Here is an 18,614-nt window from a genome sequence, read left to right as displayed (position 1 = left end):
AGTTTCCCATGTCCGTTACCCCCGTAGGTGCCAGCGACGTTCCGGTCGACACCACCCAGCGTTTCGAGGCCGCCGTCGACTCGGCCAAGAGCCAGACCTCCGACGCCCAGTTGCAGGATGAGCTGATCAGCAACGCCGTGAGCATCGGCGGGCAGTTCATCATCATGCCCAGGGCGCAGGAGATCTTCCAGGAAGCCATGTCCTCGGACGATGAAGAGTAGGAGGTCAGCATGAGCCTGCCTGCGGTGGCCGCCCCGGCGGTCGCTCCGGCGCCCGCGATGGCGCCGGAAACCCTGCACGCCCAGAACCTGTTCGAGCAGCTGGCGCAACGGGCGGCGGCCGCACCCTCGCCCGATGCCCAGCTCGGCGAGCGTCTGCTGCAGCGCCTGGATGGCTTTCTCGACCGCTCCCATGCCTTCGCGAGCCAGGCCAACGCGGGTGAGCAGGTACCGGCGGCCGCGCCCCAGGCGTCGCCACGGCAGCAGCCTGCGGCTGACGTCGGTCAATTGGTGGGCAACCTGAGCCGCCTCTTCGACTACGCCATCGAGACCCAGATGGTGGTACGCGGCGCGACCCAGGTGTCGGGTTCGGCCAACACCCTAATGCGAGGGCAATGACGCATGAGTACCGCCTGGTTGCGTAGATGTCTGCTGTTGCTCTGCCTGGCGCTGCATGGCTGCGGCGGTACCACGCTTTACACCGATCTCAGTGAGCGGGAAGCCAATACGATGGCCGCCGCGCTGCTGCGCGCCGGTATCGCCGTCGAGCGGCAGGCCCAGGATGACGGCAAGGTCACCCTGAGGGTCGACGAAGCCCGCTTGGCCGAGGCGGTCCATATCCTGAACGAGGCGGGGCTGCCCGAGTCGCGCTTCGATAACCTCGGGCAGGTGTTCAAGAACAATGGCCTGGTGTCCTCGCCGATGCAGGAGCGGGCGCAGATGATCTATGCCTTGAGCCAGGAATTGGCTCACAGCATCTCCGAGATCGACGGTATCCGCTCGGCGCGGGTTCACGTGGTGCTGCCGGACAACGACCTGCTCAAACGAGTGATTTCGCCGTCGTCGGCTTCGGTACTGGTGCGCTATGGCAAGGGCACCGACATCGGCCTGCTGTTGCCGCAGATCAAGACGCTGGTGGCGCGAGGGATCGCTGGTCTGACCTACGAGAACGTCTCAGTGACGGCCATCGAGGCCGTGGAGCCGCAGCCGAGTAAGGCGCCGGTCATCCAACAGTTTCTTGGGCTGCAATTGACGGCGTCCAGCCTGCCGTGGGCGCGAACCCTGGCCAGCAGTGTACTGCTACTGGTGCTCGGTCTCGCGGCGGCCCTGGCATGGAGCCTGGGGCGACGCCGGTCGCGATCCGCAGCACCGGTCGTCTACAGCCTGGAGCCCCGCGAATGACCCCTGCACCGGCAGCGACCTTTGATCCGCTGGAGCTGTTCGACGATGCCTTCCTCGCCGCCTGTTTTCCTGGCGCGCTGGCCATGGCAGAGGCGGGCGTGCTGCGTCAGGCGCGTTGGTGCACCGAGGCGGCAGCGGTCATCGCCGAGAGTCATGACCTGCCGGCCTGGGCAGGCGGCCCGCTGGCGAGTGGCGATATCGCCTTGCTCCGCAGCGGCGCCACGGGACTGCAGCGGGTATCCCTGCGCTGCGGTGCGGTACGCCAGGCGAGCGTGCTCAACGCCGAGATTCGCGGCGAGTATCGCCGGCTGTTCGAGGCCGAGCTGGGCGCCGACGCCTTGGGCTGCGCGCGGCGCCATCCGGCGCCCCCGGACGCGCGGCCACCGCTGCCCGCCACCCGGGTTATCGAGGCGGTGCGGACGGAGGGAGCCGCCTGTCTTGACGCCTGGCTCGCCAGCCTCCCGCCGCCGGCCCTGGCTTGGGTGCGGCTCGGGTTGGCGCTCCCCGTGGCCGGCGCTCAGGACGGTGATGCCGAGCTGTTCCGCCGATTGGCCGAGGAGGGTGGTGATGTCTGACTTACCCCGGCAACCCACGGCGCGGGTGATCCGCGCTGCCGAAGCCGACGCCTGGCGCGATGGCTTCGCGCTGCTGGAGGCGGCACGCCTGATGCTGGCCGAGCAGCAGGCGATCACCGAGGCCGCACGCGCCCTAGCCTATGAGGAGGGCTTGGCGGAAGGTCGCCGCGCTGCCGAGCGCGAGGCGGTCGGTCAACTGGCTGAGCTGAAAAGCCGCGTACAGGCGTACCTAGCTGGCCTCGAACCAGCCCTGGCGGACCTGGCCGTGGGCACCGCGCAGCAGGTGGTGGCGGACTGGCCCTTCGCCGACCGGCTGCGTGGCGCGACGCGGCGGGCCTTGACCGCCTTTCACGACGAGCAGGAGCTGGTGCTCTACCTGGCTGGCGAGAGCTTCACCCCCGCCATCGCCGAGGCGCTCGCCGATCTACCGCTGCGGCTGCAGGTCGACGACGAGCTGGCGGCGGGTCGTGCGCGCCTGTGCAGTCCGGCGGCCTGCGTCGAGGTCACCCTGGACGTCCAGTGGGCGGCCTTGCGCCAGGCCTTGCGACCCGCGGAGGCCGGCGATGACCGATGAACTCCAGGCCATCCTGCCACGGCTGTCCCAACGGCTGCACCAGGCCCAGCCGCGGCCGCTGCTCGGACGGCTGCTCGGGGTGCGGGGCCTGGTGATCCAGGCCAGCCTGCCCGGCGCCCGGGTCGGTGACCAATGCGAATTGCTCGATCCCCACCGCGCAGCGCCGTTGCCGGCCGAGGTGGTGGGGCTGGACGGCGCCCAGGCGCTGCTGGCGCCCGCGGGCAGTCTCGAGGGGCTGTCGCGGCACACGGCGGTCCGCCGAACCGGTCGGGCCCAGGAGGTCGCGGTGGGCGAAGCGTTGCTCGGGCGGGTGGTGGACGCCTTCGGCGCGCCCCTCGACGGTGGCCCTGCCGTCGCCGCCACGGCGCTCAGTCGCTGGCCGTTGCGCGCCGCGCCGCCGGCGCCCTTTGCCCGGGAGCCACTGGAGCGCCCCCTAAGCCTCGGCGTGCGGGCGATAGATGGCCTGCTGAGCGTCGCCCAGGGCCAGCGGCTCGGGATCTTCGGCGAGCCCGGGGTGGGCAAGTCGTCGCTGCTGGGCAGCGTGATGCGGCACTGCCAAGCCGAGGTGCTGGTGATCGGCCTGATCGGTGAGCGCGGGCGCGAGGTTCGGGACTTCATCGAAGGCCAGCTGGATGCCACCAGTCGGGCCCGGACGATCGCCGTGGTGGCCACCGCCGAGCGGCCGGCTGCGGAACGGGTCCGTGCCGCCCTGATGGCTACCGCCCAGGCGGAATACCATCGCGCCCAGGGCCGCCACGTCCTGCTGCTGATCGACAGCCTGACCCGCTTCGCCCGGGCTCAGCGCGAGCTGGGGCTGGCGGCTGGCGAGCCGCCCACCCGGCGCGGCTATCCGCCGTCCTGTTTCGCTAGCCTGCCGGCCTTGCTGGAGCGCGCCGGTGCTACCGCGTCTGGCAGCGTAACCGCGCTGTACAGCGTGCTGACCGAGGGCGAGGCCGATCTCGATCCGATTGCCGAGGAAGTACGCTCCCTGCTCGATGGCCACCTAGTCCTCAGCGCCACCCTCGCGCAACGCAATCACTTCCCCGCCATCGACATCCTGCGCAGTCGTAGCCGCCTCATGGAACGGGTGGTAACGCCACAGCAGAGCGCCCAGGCCAGTCGGATCCGGGCGCTGCTGGCGCGCCATGCCGACCTGGAGCTGGTGCTCGCCACCGGCGACTACAGCCCCGGTAGCGACGCCCTGAGCGATGAGGCCATCGCCCGGCGTGCGGCGATCGAGACCTTTCTGCAACAGCGCGCCGAGGAGCCGAGCACGCCGGCGGCTACCTGGCGGCACTTGGCGCAGGTGCTGGCATGAAGTCCGGTCTTGCTGATCTGCACCGGCTGCGTGGTTTACGAGAGCGCCGGGCCCTGGCGGGCAGGGCGGCTCAGGTCGAGCGCGTGCGCCTGGCCGAGCAGGCGTTGCACCAGGCGCGAAGCGCCGAGGATGCCCAGGCCGAGGCCGGACGGGCGGCGCGGGCGGCCTTTCTCGCCACCCTGGCGCAGGAAGGCGCAGGGCAGGCCCAAGGCGCTCGCGAACGCCATCGGCAGGCAGAGCATCGCCGAACGGCCGAAACCCTGGCCGCCCGCTGCGCAGCCCTGGAAGCGCAGCTGGCGCAGGAACGCCAACAGGAACACCACCTGCGGCAGGAGCTGCTGCGCCAGCAACGCCGGCTGGACGCTCTGCGCGAGCCCTTAGCCGCGGCGCAGCAGGCGGAGCTGCAGCGCCGGGAGGAGCGGATGAACGAGGCTGTGGAGATATCGCGATGCCCCTGACCGAGCTGGCCCTGCCCGAATGGCCACCCGCGTGCGACTGGCGGCTGCACAATCGGCTGCACCGGCCCGGCCGCCTAGCGGTGGGCGACGTCGTGTTGCAATGGCCTTGGGCCGAGCCACCGGCTGCTGCCCGGCTGCTGTGCCTGAACGTGGCTATTGCCGGAGAGGGCGCTTGGATCCGCCTGCCGGAGGCGTGGGTAGCGGCGCGGCTGGGCCCCGTCGACCTGGCGGCGACCCTGGCCTTGCCCGCGCGAGCGCGGACGCTCCTGCTGAACCTGCGCCTGGCGCCCTGGCTGGACGCCCTCGGCGCGGCCCTCGAACGGCCGGTCGCCCTGGTGACGGCGCCGCAAGAGCCACCCGCCTATCGCCTGGCGCTGGGGATCCTGGTCGGGGAGCAGGTCACCGTCGCCGACTGCGCCTTCGGTGCCGAGGCCGCTGCCTGCCTGAGGCGCTACCTGGAGCGTCTGCCCGCGTCCAGTACGCCGGCTTTCGCCGGTGTGCCGCTCCAGGCCCGGGTCGAGGCGGGTCGCCAGTGGCTGACCGTCGCTGAGTGCCGTGCCTTGCAGCCCGGTGACGTGGTGCTGCTGGAGACGCCAGCGCCTGACAGCGCCCGTCTGGTGATCGGTGACCGGCTCGGCGCGCGGGTACGCCAGAGCGACGACGGCTGGCTGCTTAGCGAACCCCTTGGATCCCTTGACCTTGCGAGAACACCGCCCATGCTCGACTCCGAACTCGACGCGACCCTGGATGAGCTGCCCCTGGAACTGATCTGCCAGGTCGGCCAGCTGCGGCTGACGCTGGCCGACCTGCGCGGCCTCGGCGAGGGCAGCGTGCTGCCGCTGAACGCCAATCCGCCCGGCCAGGTGGAGCTGCTGCTCAATGGACGGCGTTTGGCCCTGGGCGAACTGATCAGGCTCGGCGACGGCCTGGGCGTGCGACTGCTGCGGGTGGAGCGCGCATGACTGGCTACCAGCCCAATCTGGTCGAGATCATCCTGGTCGTCGCCACCATCGGGCTAATACCCCTGGCGGTGGTGACCCTAACCGGCTTCCTTAAGATCTCCGTGGTGCTGTTCCTGATCCGTAACGCCCTCGGCGTTCAGCAGACGCCCCCCAACCTGGTGCTCTACGGCCTGGCGCTAATCCTCTCGGTCTATGTCACCACCCCGCTGATGACGCAACTCTATGGCGCGGTGGCCGACCGGCCGCTGGAGCTGGAGCGGGTGGAGCAGCTCAAGGAGCTGGGAGCCACCCTGCGCACCCCCCTGCAGGAGCACCTGGGTCGCTTCGCTAATCCAGGCGAGCGGCAATTCTTCCTGCAGGCCACCGAAGCGGTCTGGCCTGAGGCCGCCCGCCAGGATCTCAAGGAAGACGATCTGGTGATCCTGGTGCCGGCCTTCGTCAGCTCCGAGCTGACCCGCGCCTTCGAGATCGGCTTTCTGCTCTACTTGCCCTTCCTGGTCATCGATCTGCTGGTGGCCAACGTGCTAATGGCCATGGGGATGATGATGGTGTCGCCGACGCTGATATCCATCCCGCTAAAGATCTTCCTGTTCGTGGCCCTGAGTGGCTGGTCGCGACTGATGCACGGCCTCATCCTCAGCTATGGGAGCTGATCCATGAACCAGGCGCTGTTCCAGGGCCTCATGCAGCACGCCTTGCTCACGGTCCTGCTGTTGTCGGCACCGGCGCTGCTGGTGGCCATCGTCATCGGCCTCGGGGTGGGGTTGCTGCAGGCACTGACCCAGGTGCAGGACCAGACCCTGCCGCAAGGCGTCAAGCTAGTGGCCGTGCTGCTGGTGGTCATCTTCCTCGGTCCGCTGCTGGCGGGGCAGGTCATGGGCCTGGCGGACGAGGTGCTGAACAACTTCCCGGCCTGGACGCGCTAGATGGATTTCGCCCTGGCGCCCGATGTGCTGGAGCAGGTCGTCCCGCTGCTGCAGGGCGTGGCACTGGCTGCGAGTCGCGCCACCGGCCTGGTGCTGGTGACGCCGGCCTTCAACCGGCTCGGCCTGACCGGGCTGTTACGCACCAGCGTTGCCGTGGTAATCGCGGTCCCCATGATGCTGCCGGTGCAGCAGGGCCTCGCCGCGCTGGCCGACTACTCGGGCTGGCTGATCATGGGGCTGCTGGTGAAGGAGCTGCTGATCGGCGTCACCGTCGGCCTGCTGTTCGGCATTCCGTTCTGGGCGGCGGAGGTAGCCGGCGAGCTGGTCGACCTGCAGCGGGGTTCGACCATGGCGCAGCTGGTGGACCCGGCGCAGTCCGGGGAGACCGGGATCTCCTCGACGCTGCTGTCGGTCGCCTTGATCACCCTGTTCTTCCTGTCCGGGGGCTTCATGCTCATGGTCGGTGGCTACTACGACAGCTACCGATTCTGGCCGGCCACCGCCTTCACCCCGGTGGTGGTGGCGCCGGCCCTGGAAGGCTTGCTCGCGGTGCTCGACCAGGTCATGCGGACCGGATTGCTGATGGTGGCGCCGCTGGTGATCGCCTTGCTGATCGCCGACCTGATGCTGGCCTTTCTCGCGCGCATGGCGCCCAACATGCACATCTTCGACCTGTCGCTGGCGGTTAAGAACCTGATCTTCGCGGTCATCATGGTGCTGTACTGCGTCTATTTGGTCCCGCTCATGCTGGACCAGCTGGCGGAATTCCGCGGCACCGTGGAGCTGCTCAAGACCCTGGCCGGCGCGGAGGGCTGAGGGGTGGCGGATACCTCGGAAGAGAAGTCCCAGCCCGCCTCGGACCGCAAGCTGCGCGAAGGGCGCCGCAAGGGCCAGACCGCGCGCAGCCAGGACATGGTCTCCGCCGTGGTGCTGCTCAGCGCCAGCCTCGCGCTGCTGATGCTGGTCCCGCGCTTCGTCGGTCGGCTGCGGGCCTTCTTCGAGCAGGTCGCCGACCTCTATGTGCAGCCCTTCGCTGAGGTGGCGCCGCGCCTGCTGGGTGATGCCCAGCGCCTGATCCTCCAGGGTTGCCTGCCGCTGTTCGCCCTGGTGGTGGTCACCGTGATCCTCACCAACTGGCTCATCACCCGGGGACCGGTGTTCTCCCTGGAGCCGCTCAAGCCGCAATTTTCCCGCATCAATCCGGTCGAGGGCCTAAAGCGCCTGTTCGCCCTGCGCAACCTCGTTGAGTTTCTCAAGGGCCTGGTCAAGGTCGGGGTGCTGTCGCTGGCCTTCTATGTCGTCGGCCGGCTGGGCCTGCAGGCGCTGCTGGAGTCGTCGCGGTGCGGCCTCGGCTGCGTCGACGCCACCTTCATCGCCGTCCTCAAGCCGCTGGCCATCACCCTGATCATCGTCTACCTGGCGCTGGGCTTGGCGGACATCCTGCTGCAACGCTGGCTGTTCCGCCGTGACCAGCGCATGACCCGCAGCGAACAGAAGCGCGAGCGCAAGGACCTCGAAGGCGATCCAGCGATCCGCCAGGAGCGCCAGCGCCTGCGGCGCGAGACCCAGACCCTTACCAGTCGCCGCACCGGGCTGGTGGCGGCCACCCTGGTGCTAGAAGGCGCCGGTGGTGAAGTGGTCGGCCTGCGCTATCGCCGGGGCGAGACACCGGTGCCCGTGGTGGTCTGCTCCGCGCAGGGCGAGGGTGCCCAGGCACTGCGCCAGCAGGCGCGGGCGGCGGCGCTGCCAATCGCCGCGGTGGGCGACCTGGCGGCGCGCATCACCCGCCGCAGCGTGCCGGGCGAGCCCATTCCCGAGGCGACCTTCCAAGAAGTGGCCGACCTGCTGGTACAGGCAGGCTTGATCTAGAAGCGCCACGAATACCGTCACAAATCGGCAATTTCACAACATTTCGCAGCCATTTAACCCTGAGCGCCAGAGCCGCTTCCTAGACTGGAGGAGGCCACCCTGTCCCCACCGTCGCCTTGAAGGATTCCCGAAATGTCGACCTCACCCGTCTCCAGCAAGACCGATCGTCCCGCCGCGCCAACCCCCGACGCCCCCAGTACCAAGCATGGGGTGTTCCTGCGTGCCCTGAAGAACAGCGGCACCACCCCGCCACGGGCGGCCGGACCGGGTGACAAGGCGCCGGCGCTGAGCGATTACGCGAGCATCGGCAAGCCCGGGGCTCAGGGCGCCGATACGGTCGTCTATGTCACCGCCGACGGTGAGCGGGTACTGGTGGCCCGTTCCACTAATCCCGACCTCTACGAGCAGGTACTGGCCGATGCCAAGGCGCTGCCCACCGTGCAGGCGCGGCTGGCGGAGGGCTATACCCTGGCCGGTGCCGATGGGCAGGCACCGGCTGCGCTGGCCGGCTATGCCGGGGTTCCCGAGCGCCTGAGCGATCGCCTGCTGGCCTACAGCACCCCCGAGGGCAAGGTGCTGGTGGACGTCGCGCGCAGCCCCGAACTCGCCAAGCAGGTCAAGGCTGATCTCGAGACCCTCGCCGCGCTCGACGGCAGCGTGGCCCAGGGCTATGAGCGCGCGGGGAGCGAGCGGGCCCCGGAAGCCGCAGACAACTACCTGAACATCGGGCCGCCGGATGAAACCGGCCCCGGGGTGATCCGCTACGAAACCCAGGACGGGCACAAGGTGGTGATCGCCGAGCGCGAGAACCCGGAGGCCTACGCCGCGGCGAAGAAGGCCTACCAGGCACTCGCCGAGGTCAACCAGCGCCAGGCGGAAGGCTATCGCGCCGCCGCAGCGGACGAGGCGCCGCCGCCCTACGTCGGTACCGACATCGAGGCCCCGGGCAAGGGTGGCACCCTCAGCTACCGGCATGGCGACGACAAGGTGGTGGTGGACCCCCATACCAATCCCGCGCTCTACGCCTACCTCGAGGGCATGCGGACCATCGAGGCGGACCCGGGACGCTCCAGCGCCGTCCAGGGCGCCCTCGACGGCGGTGCTAGCCTCGCCGGCCTGGACGCCAAGGCGCCCAAGCTCAACGATTACCAGGAATTCCACTGGCAGGTGGGCGAAGAGGGCAACGTCCTCAGCTACCAGACCCACGATGGCCAGAACGTGGTGGTCTCCCGCGATCTCACCCCGGAACTGTTCGAACAGGTCAAGGCCGACAAGCTGCGCTGGGACAAGATCCACGCCAGCGAGAACGAGGGCTACAAGCTGGCCGGTCCCCATGACTTCATGAAGGGCGATTCCTGGACGATCGGCCCCCCGGACGAACTCACCGACGGCCTGATCCGCTATGAGACGCCCGACCAGGGCAAGGTGATCGTCTCGCGGGACCTGAGTCCCCAGCTCTACCAGGAAGTCCTGGATCGCTGGGACACCATGAGCACCAAGCCGGTGGACGATACCCGGGCCAATTATGAGCTCAAGCCGGAGAGCGAACTGGACATCCTCGCCATGGGAACCGGCCAGCACGGCGACGGCGACAACGCCCCTGAACTCAACGTCCAGGAGCTGGCCACCAAGGACCTGATCGATGGCTACAAGAAGGGCGTGGAGGACGGCAGCATCGGCAAGGACGATCCGCGCGCCCAGCTGGTCCGCGCGCTGGAGGCCCAGGCGGCGTACCAGAACGGCCGCGGGGTGACCGGCTACGAGGAGGCGACGCGCCCCTTCAACACCACCTGGCGCGAGTCCGACGACAAGCAGACCCAGCTCACCTCGGCGGACATGCATGATTTCATCGACGGACCCAAATTGCAGGAGCGCCTCACGGCGCTGTTCGACGACCCGACCATCCAGAAGGACTACGCCGACAAACTCACTGGCGCGCTCGAACGTATCCCCGACAAGGACAAGATCAAGCAGAACCTGATCGATACGCTCAACAGCGACGCCTACACCCGCTACCTCGATGATCTCAAGGGGCAGGGGCGGCAGAACGAAGCCAGCCAGGACGTCAACCGAATGCTGGCGGCGCTCAACGTGCTCGACCCCGAGGAGGGCAAGAAGGCGGCCCAGCGGCTGCAGGTCAATGCCCTGACCAGCGATCTCAACGAGCTGGTGGACGATCCCAGCAAGATCGAGCAGTCGGTGAAGAACAAGGCCGCCGGCGATCTCTTCACCCTGATCAAGAGCATCCTCAGTTCCTCGGCCGGCATCAGCCGGCAGACCTACAACTCCATCGACGGCTTCATCAAGGAATTCGCCGGTGACGCCAAGCTCACCGAGGTGACCAAGGCCATCGAGGAGCTGCAGACCAAGTTCAAGAACGGCGAGATGGTCACCGCCGACGACATTAGCAAGGCGGTACAGAAGCCCTATGTCCCCCTGGAAGACCGCGGCAAGATCGCCGGTTTCCTCGGGACACTCAACAATGCGGGCATCCTGGGTTCCTTCTCCGGCGCCCTGAGCTTGGTGTCGGGTATCTATACCCTGACCAAGGGCGGTGAGGCGCTGGCCAGCGATCCGCTGGCGCGTCTCGGGGTCGCCCGCGACTTCATTAACTTCCTCAGCATGGGGCCGCAGTTCGCCAAGCTGTTCGACCAGGGGCTGTCGGTACTGGGCAAGAATGGCGTGGCCGATGCGCTGGGCGTCAGTAAGACGCTCAAGGAAAACCTCGGCGCTTCCTGGATTCCGACCTGGGACAAGCCGCCCCAGATTTCCTCAGTACCCCTCTATGTCCCGGAGCTGCCTGAGGTGACCACCGGGGTGGCGGACGAACTGCGCCGGGACGGCAACGCGATCGCCGATCGTGTGCTCAGCGAGGCGACACCGCCAGCGGCGCCCGCCGTGCCGGCTACCGGCAGTGGCAGTGGTGCGGCCGTCGGCAACGATGCCAAGGGCATCCAGGGGCTGATGGACGACCTCGCCAACAGCTCGAAGATTCCACCGGTGAAGAGTTCCACCGGGACCCGGATCGCCGGTTCCGCCCTTAAGACCCTGGGCGCGCTGAGCGACGGTGTCGGCGGCGTGGCGGACATCGTCCTGGGCGCCTTCTCGCTCAAGTCCAGCGTGGCGAGCAACGACAAGGCTGGCATCGCCATGGGCTCGTTGCAGGTGGTCAGCGGGACCATGGGGATGGCTGCCGGTGGCATCGGCATCGCCGGGCTGTTCGGCAGCGTCGGCGCGGCGTCGGCGCTCACCGGCCCGCTGTTCCTGGGAGCACTGATCCTCGGCGGCATTGCCGCCATCGCCGGTATCTTCATCAACCACAACAAGAAGCAGAAGGTCACCGACGGCGAGGGCGACTGGTACAAGGAGTTGGCCAAGGACGGTCTGATGCAGGCGGACTGGGCGGAGAAGCTGGAGTACGCCCGCTACGAGATCCACCACTACGGTGGCCGCGATACGCCGGACGACGACAGTCTGTTCCGCTACCAGTCCAGTGAATTCGAGCATTTCAAGGACACGCCGCAGAAGGGCGGCAGCTCCAGCAATCGCCTGGATGGCACGCTGCACAAGGACTACGTCTCGCCCGAAGAAGCGGCGGCCAAGGCCAAGGCCGAAGAGGAGCAGGATAAGCAGCCGGAGCGTCCGACCCGCGGGGGTGGCGGCGCCGGTGCGCGGCTGGTCTAGGACGACGTGCGCTACCGGGCCCGCGAGGCGGGCCCGGGGCGCAGGGTTGGGCTGCTCAGGATAGCGGCCAGGCCTCGAACCGGTAGGAAGTCGGGCCGGTGTTGGCATAGCCGGTCAGAATGCGTGAGCGTAGCGCGATGCCGGTGACCGGCGCCGCCACGCTCAGGGGCTCATCCAGCCGTTGCCGGACCTGGCGCAGGACGAAGGCGCGGACGGTGCTATCCAGCAGATAGCGATGGATGCCATTGACGTTGTCGGCGATCAGCCAGGATTTTTCGATCAGGCTCTCGATGCACAGCAGCAGGTCGCCGCCGAGGCTATCGACGTGGGGCAAGCTGGTGGTCAGCGCCTCCAGCGGCAGGGGACTGCCATGCAGGGCCAGCTGGTTCAGGATCGCCCGCTCCTGGTCGCCCAAGCGATCATAGGTCCAGTCCAGCGCCGCCTGCAGGGAGCGATGGCGGCAGATGGCGGTCCGCCGTCCGCGCATGTCTAGGCGGAAATCCGTCTCCAGCAGGGTGAGCAGCCGCTCCAGGCCGAAGCTGGGCACCCGGGCCGCGGCCAGTTCTAGCGCCAGGGGGTTGCCATGCAGACGCGCACAGAGGTCGCGTACCAGCGCCAGGTTGTGTTCGTCTAGCTGGAAGCTGGCATCGACGGCGCGCACCCGTCGCTCGAACAGCGCCAGGGCAGGGTAGTCGGCCCAGCACAGGCGCTCCGGCGTGGCCTGCTCGGGAAACCCCAGGGGCGGAATCCGCTCGATGACTTCACCCAGGGCGCCGAGGGGTTCACGCGAGGTCACAACGACCTTCGCTAGCGGGCACTGCTCCAGCAAGCGCTCGACAAACAACGCCAGGCTACCCAGCACCTGGTCGCAACCATCCAGGATCAACAGGAATTCCTCCTGGGCCCGGGCCAGCAGCTCCTGCAGGGTGGCGCCGGGCGTGGTGCCTGGGGTACGCAGGACGAGCTGGGTGGGCACCTCGGCATCCGCCGCCTCGCCGACGTCGACCAGGTAGACACGGCCACCTAGCGATTCGCTCAGCGCGCGTCCCAGCGCCTGTGCTACCACCGTCTTGCCCGCGCCGGCCGGTCCGCTTAGCGTCAGCAGGCGTTGCCTGGCCAGGGTGCCGAGCAGTCGGGCAAGCAGGCTGTCGATGCCGAACAGCTCGGCGCCGCCGCCCAACGCCGGCGTGACCTCGCGCGCGTCGGACTCGAGGGTGCAGGCCACGACGGGTATCACGAAGCGATAGCCGCGACCCGGTACGGTGACGATGTAATCCGTGCCGGGATCATGCTCCGCCAGTAGGCGGCGGATGGCGACCATCTGGGCGCGCAGGTTGCACTCCTCGACGAAGGCGTTCGGCCAGGCGCGGGTCAGGAGTTCCTGTTTCGAAAGCAGCACCCCGGCCTGGGCGACCATGGCACCCAACAGTTCCATGGCCCGTCCGCCCAGGGGAATCGGCACGTTGTCCTTGAGCAATTGCTGGCGCTGCGGCATCAGCAGGAAGGGGCCGAACGCCCATCCCGTTGCCTCGGCTGACAGATTGACGACTGAATCTTCGGTCTCTTCATGACGGAGGCCGTAAGCACCTATCGTGTCTAGCATGAATCACCCCTTTGCCTGACTGAGCCCTGGTCCCGACAGCGAAAGGCAGTGGCAAGGCCCCTGGCTCGTACCTGATTTTTCGGAGAACCTTTGTTCTGCAGCGGCGATGCCTTCGCCGTCTTGTCTGTGGTTCTCGCGTCTGCACGGATTGCCCCTGCCAATGGCGTCTTGCGACGGTTACGACCTTTGGCTAAGGGGCTAACCCTATGATCTATCACCAGATGTGTCCTGTGAGTTACAAATGGGTAGTGATCCGGCCACAGACGTACATCAGACGGTCATATCGCCGATTAAGTGAACTGCTTCCGGTACTGGTTCGGCGAGACACCAAGCCTTTCAATGAAGGCTTGGCGCATGGTGCGAACCGTGCCGAAGCCTGCGCCGTGGGCAATGGCTTTCAGCGGCAGGGTGGTGCTCTCCAGCTGGGTACGGGCATGGTCGATCCGCACCCGTTTCAGATACTCCATGGGCGTCAGCCCGGTTTCCCGCACGAAAACGCGGGCGAAGTGCCGGGCGCTCATAGCGGCGGCGGAGGCCAGACGTTCGATGGTCAGAGGTTCGTGCAACCGCTCGACCATGGCGTCGTAAGCAGCGCTCACCGCGGGCGTGACCGCCCCATGCTGCTGGATCAGGGGGCTGAACAGGCGCTGGTTGGTCTGCCGCGGCAGGCTGACGACCATGGTCTTGGCCACCTCGGTGGCAATGCGCTGACCGTGGGTCTCCGCGACCAGGGTCAACGCCAGGTCGATGCCGGCGGTGATGCCGCCGGAGCTGATGATGGCACGGTCGCGCAACACGATGTGATCGGCTTCAACCGACAGGGAGGGGAACAGATGGGCCAGCCGTTCGGTGTAATTCCAATGGGTGGTGACGTGATAGCCGTCGAGCAGTCCTGCGTGCGCTAAGACGAAGGCGCCGGTGCAGATCGAGCCCAGGACCCCGACCTCTGCAGCGGTCCGGCGAAGCCAGGCCTGTAGGCGTTCCGGCGGGGCCTGCTGGTAGGCGCCTGGCCCGCCTGGAATTAGCAGGTAGTGACCGGTGGTGGGCGCATTGTCCACGCACCAGTCGGTCTGGATCCGCATGCCATTGCTGGCGGTGATACTGCCCTGACTATCACTGACGGTGCTGATGCGGTAACGCTGGTCTTCCGCCAGGAAGCGATTGGCCAGTGAGAACACCTCGATCGGCCCAACGACATCCAACAACAGTACATCGTCGAACAGCACGACCAAGATTGTCTTCATGAAGTCATCGAGTGAGAAAGCCTAATGGCGGACACACGGGCTTACGAAACATTCAGACTATATGGTCATACTATGTCTACATGGTCAACCGCTTCGTTTCAATTCTTCGGCGGATATCGCCTCCTCCCCTACGGGTGGCGCTGTTGCGTGCTTATATAGCCGGCTAGCTTCGATACGACCTTCACCCTTGGGCGCTATAGCACTCCACTCGGGTACGGCCATAGATCTTTTCGCGTTGCTATCAATTGAGGCTACCGGGGGGCTGCAGGATCGACGACTCAAGACGTTGGCACGCTCAAATCCAGGAGGTTTGCCTGTTCATCTCCATCCCGTCCACTGCTGAACCTCTGCTGTGGCCATTACCTCGGAGCAGCGCCTCCGTCGCTAAAATCCCGGTCCGTTTGCGTGCCTCTCCTACGGAGCAAGACAATGAGCACCGTCCTGGGATACGAGGTTGCTAGCGTCTCACCCTAGTACCAGCACCCAGCGACGCACCCAAGTCCATACCGGTCATAGCAAGACAGCAGCGACGAAGGCAATACAGCGGTGGCCCTCGTAGCCCATTGGCCAAGCGATAGGGCACCTCGTCCAGTGGTTCGCCCACCGGTACGTTCCATTGTTTGTGGCTTCGGCGGCCGAGGTCTTGGGTGTGGGCGTCCGGGAGTCTGCACATCCAGCATGATCGTCACACCCCCTGCGGTGCGACAGAAGTGGTCGCATGACTCTGTACGCAGCGGATCCGATCGCTGGTACGCACCCGGCAAGCCTGTTCTGCCAGGGAATCGAACAGATGCCGAGATCTTCGGCCGATCAGCGATCTGCCATTCTAGATGCCATATCTGTGGTCACTACAGACGTACGCAAAGAATCTAGGCGACCAAGCGTCAGAACTTTTGAGTTGGTAAGCGCCTCATCAGAAGACATAACGAAACAGGACTGCGGAAAGATATAGAACGTTGCTGCTATTTCCCCAGCGCGTTGAGCAATGACAGAATAATGACTGAATAGTCACTAATTGGAGGATATAATGATAGAAGTCACGGTGGAACGGGACACCGAGGCTCACCCACAGCCTTGGTGTGTTTCTGTAGCAGGTATGAAGGTGCGCTTCGCCTCGCAATCGGAAGCTCAGGCGTATGGTAATCAGCTCCAGGAGCGGATCGCTGCTCCACACGATCTCTTGCACGAAGAGCTGTTGCCGGAGGTGCTGTAGTGCTGCGTGCACTTAGGAAGCGAGCGCGCTGGTGAACAGCCACATCTCATCGCCAACTACGATCACTTGGCGGTGGAAGGCAGGTATCTCAGCAGCAAGTGTGGGGGTCTTGCCGATACAAGCTGCTGAGATGCTTTTGACCAAGGCAGGCTTCTTACCAACAGCACCTTCTGTAGCCGCGCGGCGACCGTGCGGCGGACCTTTGCAGAAACCGCCAGCCTTTCAAATCTTTGCAACGTTATTGCAATAAATCTGTAGTGAAGTAACCGCCCGTGCCATCTTCCCGGTAACTTCACATGAATCCCTCTCGTTCCCTGCGTGCTCAACTGCTGCTGCTCATCGGCGGCGGCCTGCTCCTGTTGCTGGCCCTGGCCCTGGCCGGTTTCGGCCTGCTGTCCCGCCAACTGGACGGCTATCAAAGACTGCTCACCGGCCCGCTGGAGGAAGCGCGGCTGGTGGACGCCACCAACCTGGCCTTCAAGTCCCAGGTGCAGGAGTGGAAGAACGTGCTGCTGCGTGGCGGTGCCGCCGACCAGCGCGAGCGCTACTGGAAGCAATTCCAGGAAGAAGAGGCGCGGGTCCAGACCGCACTGGAACAGTTGCAGCGGCGGGCCGACGAATCCGAACTGCGCCAGCGCCTGCAGCAACTCGCCCAGAGCCACCGGGAGATGGGCGAAGCCTATCGACGCGGCCTGGCGGCCTATGTCGCAGCGGACTATGCCGCTGCCCAGGGCGATGCCGCGGTCAAGGGCATCGACCGGGCCACCAGCGAGCAGCTGTCCGGTCTGGTCACCGCGTTGCACGCGCGCGCCAACAGCCAGGCCGAGGCCCTGAGCGGCGAGGCGCGGCGCACCGTGCTGCTGGCGGTGGGCGCCATGCTCGCCTTCGCCGCCCTGATCGCCCTGCTCAGTGCCTGGCTGGTTAATCGCCGCATCGTCGGGCCGCTGGCGCGGGTCACCGAGCAGCTGGTCCAGCTCAGCGAGGGGCGCCTGGGGCAGCCCCTGGCCGAGTCGCGGCGCGACGAGGTGGGTCGGCTGGCCCGCGCCGCCAATCGCCTGCGCGACTTTTTCGTCGATCTGGCCGGCCAGTTGCGCCAGGGCACCGGGGCGCTCGATGCCACCACCCAGGAACTGGGCGCCATCGCCCAGCGCAGCGGCGAAGGCATTCGTGACCAGTTTTCCCGTACCGATCAGGTGGCGACCGCCATGCACGAGATGAGCGCCACGGCAGAAGAGGTGGCCCGCCACTCCGGCAGCGCCGCCACGGCAGCCAACGACGCGGATCGTGCGGCTCAGGAAGGCGAGACGAGCATGACCCAGACCATCGCCACCATCGAGCGGATGCATGCCGAGATCACCCGCACCGCCGCCGTCATCGCCCGCCTGGAACACGACAGCGAACGTATCGGCAGTGTGCTGGAGGTCATTCGCGGCATCGCCGACCAGACCAACCTGCTGGCGCTCAATGCCGCCATCGAGGCCGCTCGGGCCGGGGACGCCGGGCGTGGCTTCGCCGTGGTGGCCGATGAGGTGCGCAGTCTGGCGGTGCGCACGGCCAGTTCCATCAGCGAGATCCATCAGCTGATCGCGACGCTGCAGGGCGCCGCCCATGAAGCCGCCGAAGCGGTACGTGCGGGCGCCGCCGAAAGCAGTGCCGGACGCGATCAGGTGGTGGCCTCGGGCGAGCGGCTGCGCAGCATCACCCTGGCCGTGGAAGCCATTCGCGACATGAACCGGCAGATCGCCACGGCGGCCGAGGAGCAGACCTCGGTGGCCGAGGACATCGCCCGCAACCTGGCGGAGATCGTCACCGTGGCCCGTCACAACGAAGAGGACCTGCAACGGACCCAGAGCGCTAGTGAACGCCTGCATGGTGTCTCCCAGGACCTGTCCCGGCTGGCCGGGCGGCTGCAGGACTAATAGACGACTACTCGCTTTATGCGTGAGGTACCAGGGGATATGCACGTGGAGAACAGTAGACGCCGCGCGCTATCGCCTAGGCTGAAATTCCGAAAATGAACAAAAAGGCGATTAGGTTGATACCACCCCTGCACATATCTCTCGTCGCCACCAAGCAACTGCAGCGCACCGATCACGCCGTCGATGATGCGCGGCCGCGGATCTCGTTCAGCTGGGCGGTTACACCATCAGCAACCAACGGGTATCGGTCGCCACCAATCGCGACCAGCTGTACCCGATGTCATGACCAGGTCTCAGCCGGCGGCAATAACGACCGAGTAAACACTGGTATTACCTTGCTCAGCTCCAGTGATCGCCTGGCGCCAATGCTGCCGGTAGGTGAGCTGTTGCGATCAGGAGCAGCGAATTAGGCGCGATCGCTTTAGCTTATCTATAGGAGCAGGCTAAAGGGGGCAGCACCGGCGAGCAGCAATTTAATTTCGTCCGGCACACAAGCAGCGGACGTCATGACAGGAACATGTCGTGGCTCGACGTTTCGCAACGTGTCACGACGATGCACAGCTGACTCGTCCGACTGGCATCAAGGTTCAGGTCACCACAAGCCAATCGCTCCTTACCCAACGCAGAAAACTGTGAACAGTAAGACTTTTAACGAAGATATCGGACGTCGCATTCCTTGATTTCAAAAAAGCGTCATAGAGGAATGCAAGGCTCCAGCTCCGAGTTACCACCTATTGTCCCGCGACCCAGCACCGTCTGAAGCCTGTCCTCTTCCTCCAATGAGTTTCTGATGGCGCTAACAACAAAACGCTTGAGCCGGCCTTTCTGTTCCACATCCGATTGCAGTTCTGCCCGTATCGATAACGCCT

The 18,614-nt window shown here is 66.3% G+C and carries 17 protein-coding genes; 15 read left to right on the top strand and 2 right to left on the bottom strand.

What is annotated here, in order from left to right:
- The first annotated feature begins 8 nt into the window (after positions 1-8).
- From OXS31_RS18570 to OXS31_RS18510, 13 genes are all read left to right on the top strand, one after another.
- The gene (locus tag OXS31_RS18570; RefSeq protein WP_145003622.1) at positions 9-221 is read left to right on the top strand and encodes a hypothetical protein; all 213 of its coding nucleotides are present in this window, start codon (positions 9-11) and stop codon (positions 219-221) included.
- Positions 222-230: 9 nt separating this feature from the next.
- Positions 231-617 carry a hypothetical protein gene (locus OXS31_RS18565; RefSeq protein WP_258874375.1) on the top strand — a complete coding sequence of 129 codons (387 nt, stop codon included), beginning with the start codon at positions 231-233 and terminating at the stop codon, positions 615-617.
- A gap of 3 nt (positions 618-620) precedes the next feature.
- On the top strand, positions 621-1,400 hold the full coding sequence (gene sctJ / locus OXS31_RS18560) for a type III secretion inner membrane ring lipoprotein SctJ (protein ID WP_115946928.1): 780 nt from the start codon (positions 621-623) through the stop codon (positions 1,398-1,400).
- A complete protein-coding gene (locus tag OXS31_RS18555) occupies positions 1,397-1,975 on the top strand; it encodes a hypothetical protein (protein ID WP_267401298.1) in 579 nt (192 codons plus the stop codon). Before sctJ ends, OXS31_RS18555 begins: the two co-directional genes overlap by 4 nt.
- The gene (locus OXS31_RS18550; protein ID WP_267401297.1) at positions 1,968-2,549 is read left to right on the top strand and encodes an HrpE/YscL family type III secretion apparatus protein; all 582 of its coding nucleotides are present in this window, start codon (positions 1,968-1,970) and stop codon (positions 2,547-2,549) included. The genes OXS31_RS18555 and OXS31_RS18550 overlap by 8 nt, the downstream gene beginning before the upstream one ends.
- Positions 2,539-3,867: a FliI/YscN family ATPase gene (locus OXS31_RS18545; protein WP_115946925.1), complete on the top strand. Its 1,329-nt coding sequence runs from the start codon at positions 2,539-2,541 to the stop codon at positions 3,865-3,867. The genes OXS31_RS18550 and OXS31_RS18545 overlap by 11 nt, the downstream gene beginning before the upstream one ends.
- Complete coding sequence (locus tag OXS31_RS18540) at positions 3,864-4,325, top strand: hypothetical protein (protein ID WP_267401295.1); 462 nt, start codon at positions 3,864-3,866, stop codon at positions 4,323-4,325. The genes OXS31_RS18545 and OXS31_RS18540 overlap by 4 nt, the downstream gene beginning before the upstream one ends.
- A complete protein-coding gene (sctQ, locus tag OXS31_RS18535; RefSeq protein ID WP_267401293.1) occupies positions 4,316-5,287 on the top strand; it encodes a type III secretion system cytoplasmic ring protein SctQ in 972 nt (323 codons plus the stop codon). Before OXS31_RS18540 ends, sctQ begins: the two co-directional genes overlap by 10 nt.
- Positions 5,284-5,940, top strand: coding sequence for a type III secretion system export apparatus subunit SctR (sctR, locus tag OXS31_RS18530; RefSeq protein ID WP_115946922.1), 657 nt, complete (start codon positions 5,284-5,286; stop codon positions 5,938-5,940). Before sctQ ends, sctR begins: the two co-directional genes overlap by 4 nt.
- A 3-nt stretch (positions 5,941-5,943) precedes the next feature.
- Positions 5,944-6,213, top strand: a complete 270-nt coding sequence (locus tag OXS31_RS18525; protein WP_115946921.1) for a flagellar biosynthetic protein FliQ — start codon at positions 5,944-5,946, stop codon at positions 6,211-6,213.
- Complete coding sequence (gene sctT / locus OXS31_RS18520) at positions 6,214-7,029, top strand: type III secretion system export apparatus subunit SctT (protein WP_115946920.1); 816 nt, start codon at positions 6,214-6,216, stop codon at positions 7,027-7,029.
- 3 nt (positions 7,030-7,032) lie between these two features.
- Positions 7,033-8,082, top strand: a complete 1,050-nt coding sequence (locus OXS31_RS18515) for an EscU/YscU/HrcU family type III secretion system export apparatus switch protein (protein ID WP_115946919.1) — start codon at positions 7,033-7,035, stop codon at positions 8,080-8,082.
- Positions 8,083-8,214: 132 nt separating this feature from the next.
- Positions 8,215-11,766 (top strand): hypothetical protein, encoded by a 3,552-nt coding sequence (locus OXS31_RS18510; RefSeq protein ID WP_115946918.1) that lies wholly within the window; start codon positions 8,215-8,217, stop codon positions 11,764-11,766.
- A 55-nt stretch (positions 11,767-11,821) separates the two neighbouring features.
- Here the strand turns inward: OXS31_RS18510 and OXS31_RS18505 are convergent, their stop codons facing one another.
- Together OXS31_RS18505 and OXS31_RS18500 are read right to left on the bottom strand one after the other, a co-directional pair.
- The gene (locus OXS31_RS18505; RefSeq protein ID WP_267401287.1) at positions 11,822-13,369 is read right to left on the bottom strand and encodes a winged helix-turn-helix domain-containing protein; all 1,548 of its coding nucleotides are present in this window, start codon (positions 13,367-13,369) and stop codon (positions 11,822-11,824) included.
- Between the two features lie 290 nt (positions 13,370-13,659).
- The gene (locus OXS31_RS18500; RefSeq protein WP_115946916.1) at positions 13,660-14,613 is read right to left on the bottom strand and encodes a GlxA family transcriptional regulator; all 954 of its coding nucleotides are present in this window, start codon (positions 14,611-14,613) and stop codon (positions 13,660-13,662) included.
- A 1,027-nt stretch (positions 14,614-15,640) separates the two neighbouring features.
- Between OXS31_RS18500 and OXS31_RS18495 the strand changes: the two genes are divergently transcribed.
- Both OXS31_RS18495 and OXS31_RS18490 read left to right on the top strand, forming a co-directional pair.
- The gene (locus tag OXS31_RS18495; RefSeq protein WP_115946915.1) at positions 15,641-15,826 is read left to right on the top strand and encodes a hypothetical protein; all 186 of its coding nucleotides are present in this window, start codon (positions 15,641-15,643) and stop codon (positions 15,824-15,826) included.
- A 296-nt stretch (positions 15,827-16,122) separates the two neighbouring features.
- Positions 16,123-17,745 (top strand): methyl-accepting chemotaxis protein, encoded by a 1,623-nt coding sequence (locus tag OXS31_RS18490; protein ID WP_115946914.1) that lies wholly within the window; start codon positions 16,123-16,125, stop codon positions 17,743-17,745.
- Positions 17,746-18,614: the final 869 nt, after the last annotated feature.

It is taken from the genome of Pseudomonas sp. GM_Psu_1 (genome assembly GCF_026544185.1).
GTDB classification, from domain to species: Bacteria; Pseudomonadota; Gammaproteobacteria; order Pseudomonadales; family Pseudomonadaceae; genus Chryseomonas; species Chryseomonas oryzihabitans.
The sequence above is the reverse complement of the archived record's forward strand: the minus strand, read 5'-3'. Positions and strand labels throughout refer to the sequence as shown.

What these genes read in the sequence shown, in the direction of transcription:
- sctQ (WP_267401293.1), top strand. Translation starts at nt 4,316, where the DNA reads ATGCCCCTGACCGAGCTGGCCCTGCCCGAATGGCCACCCGCGTGCGAC.
- OXS31_RS18570 (WP_145003622.1), top strand. Translation starts at nt 9, where the DNA reads ATGTCCGTTACCCCCGTAGGTGCCAGCGACGTTCCGGTCGACACCACC.
- OXS31_RS18490 (WP_115946914.1), top strand. Translation starts at nt 16,123, where the DNA reads ATGAATCCCTCTCGTTCCCTGCGTGCTCAACTGCTGCTGCTCATCGGC.
- OXS31_RS18510 (WP_115946918.1), top strand. Translation starts at nt 8,215, where the DNA reads ATGTCGACCTCACCCGTCTCCAGCAAGACCGATCGTCCCGCCGCGCCA.
- OXS31_RS18500 (WP_115946916.1), bottom strand. Translation starts at nt 14,613, where the DNA reads ATGAAGACAATCTTGGTCGTGCTGTTCGACGATGTACTGTTGTTGGAT.
- OXS31_RS18550 (WP_267401297.1), top strand. Translation starts at nt 1,968, where the DNA reads ATGTCTGACTTACCCCGGCAACCCACGGCGCGGGTGATCCGCGCTGCC.
- OXS31_RS18555 (WP_267401298.1), top strand. Translation starts at nt 1,397, where the DNA reads ATGACCCCTGCACCGGCAGCGACCTTTGATCCGCTGGAGCTGTTCGAC.
- OXS31_RS18495 (WP_115946915.1), top strand. Translation starts at nt 15,641, where the DNA reads ATGATAGAAGTCACGGTGGAACGGGACACCGAGGCTCACCCACAGCCT.
- sctJ (WP_115946928.1), top strand. Translation starts at nt 621, where the DNA reads ATGAGTACCGCCTGGTTGCGTAGATGTCTGCTGTTGCTCTGCCTGGCG.
- OXS31_RS18505 (WP_267401287.1), bottom strand. Translation starts at nt 13,369, where the DNA reads ATGCTAGACACGATAGGTGCTTACGGCCTCCGTCATGAAGAGACCGAA.
- sctT (WP_115946920.1), top strand. Translation starts at nt 6,214, where the DNA reads ATGGATTTCGCCCTGGCGCCCGATGTGCTGGAGCAGGTCGTCCCGCTG.
- sctR (WP_115946922.1), top strand. Translation starts at nt 5,284, where the DNA reads ATGACTGGCTACCAGCCCAATCTGGTCGAGATCATCCTGGTCGTCGCC.
- OXS31_RS18565 (WP_258874375.1), top strand. Translation starts at nt 231, where the DNA reads ATGAGCCTGCCTGCGGTGGCCGCCCCGGCGGTCGCTCCGGCGCCCGCG.
- OXS31_RS18545 (WP_115946925.1), top strand. Translation starts at nt 2,539, where the DNA reads ATGACCGATGAACTCCAGGCCATCCTGCCACGGCTGTCCCAACGGCTG.
- OXS31_RS18525 (WP_115946921.1), top strand. Translation starts at nt 5,944, where the DNA reads ATGAACCAGGCGCTGTTCCAGGGCCTCATGCAGCACGCCTTGCTCACG.
- OXS31_RS18540 (WP_267401295.1), top strand. Translation starts at nt 3,864, where the DNA reads ATGAAGTCCGGTCTTGCTGATCTGCACCGGCTGCGTGGTTTACGAGAG.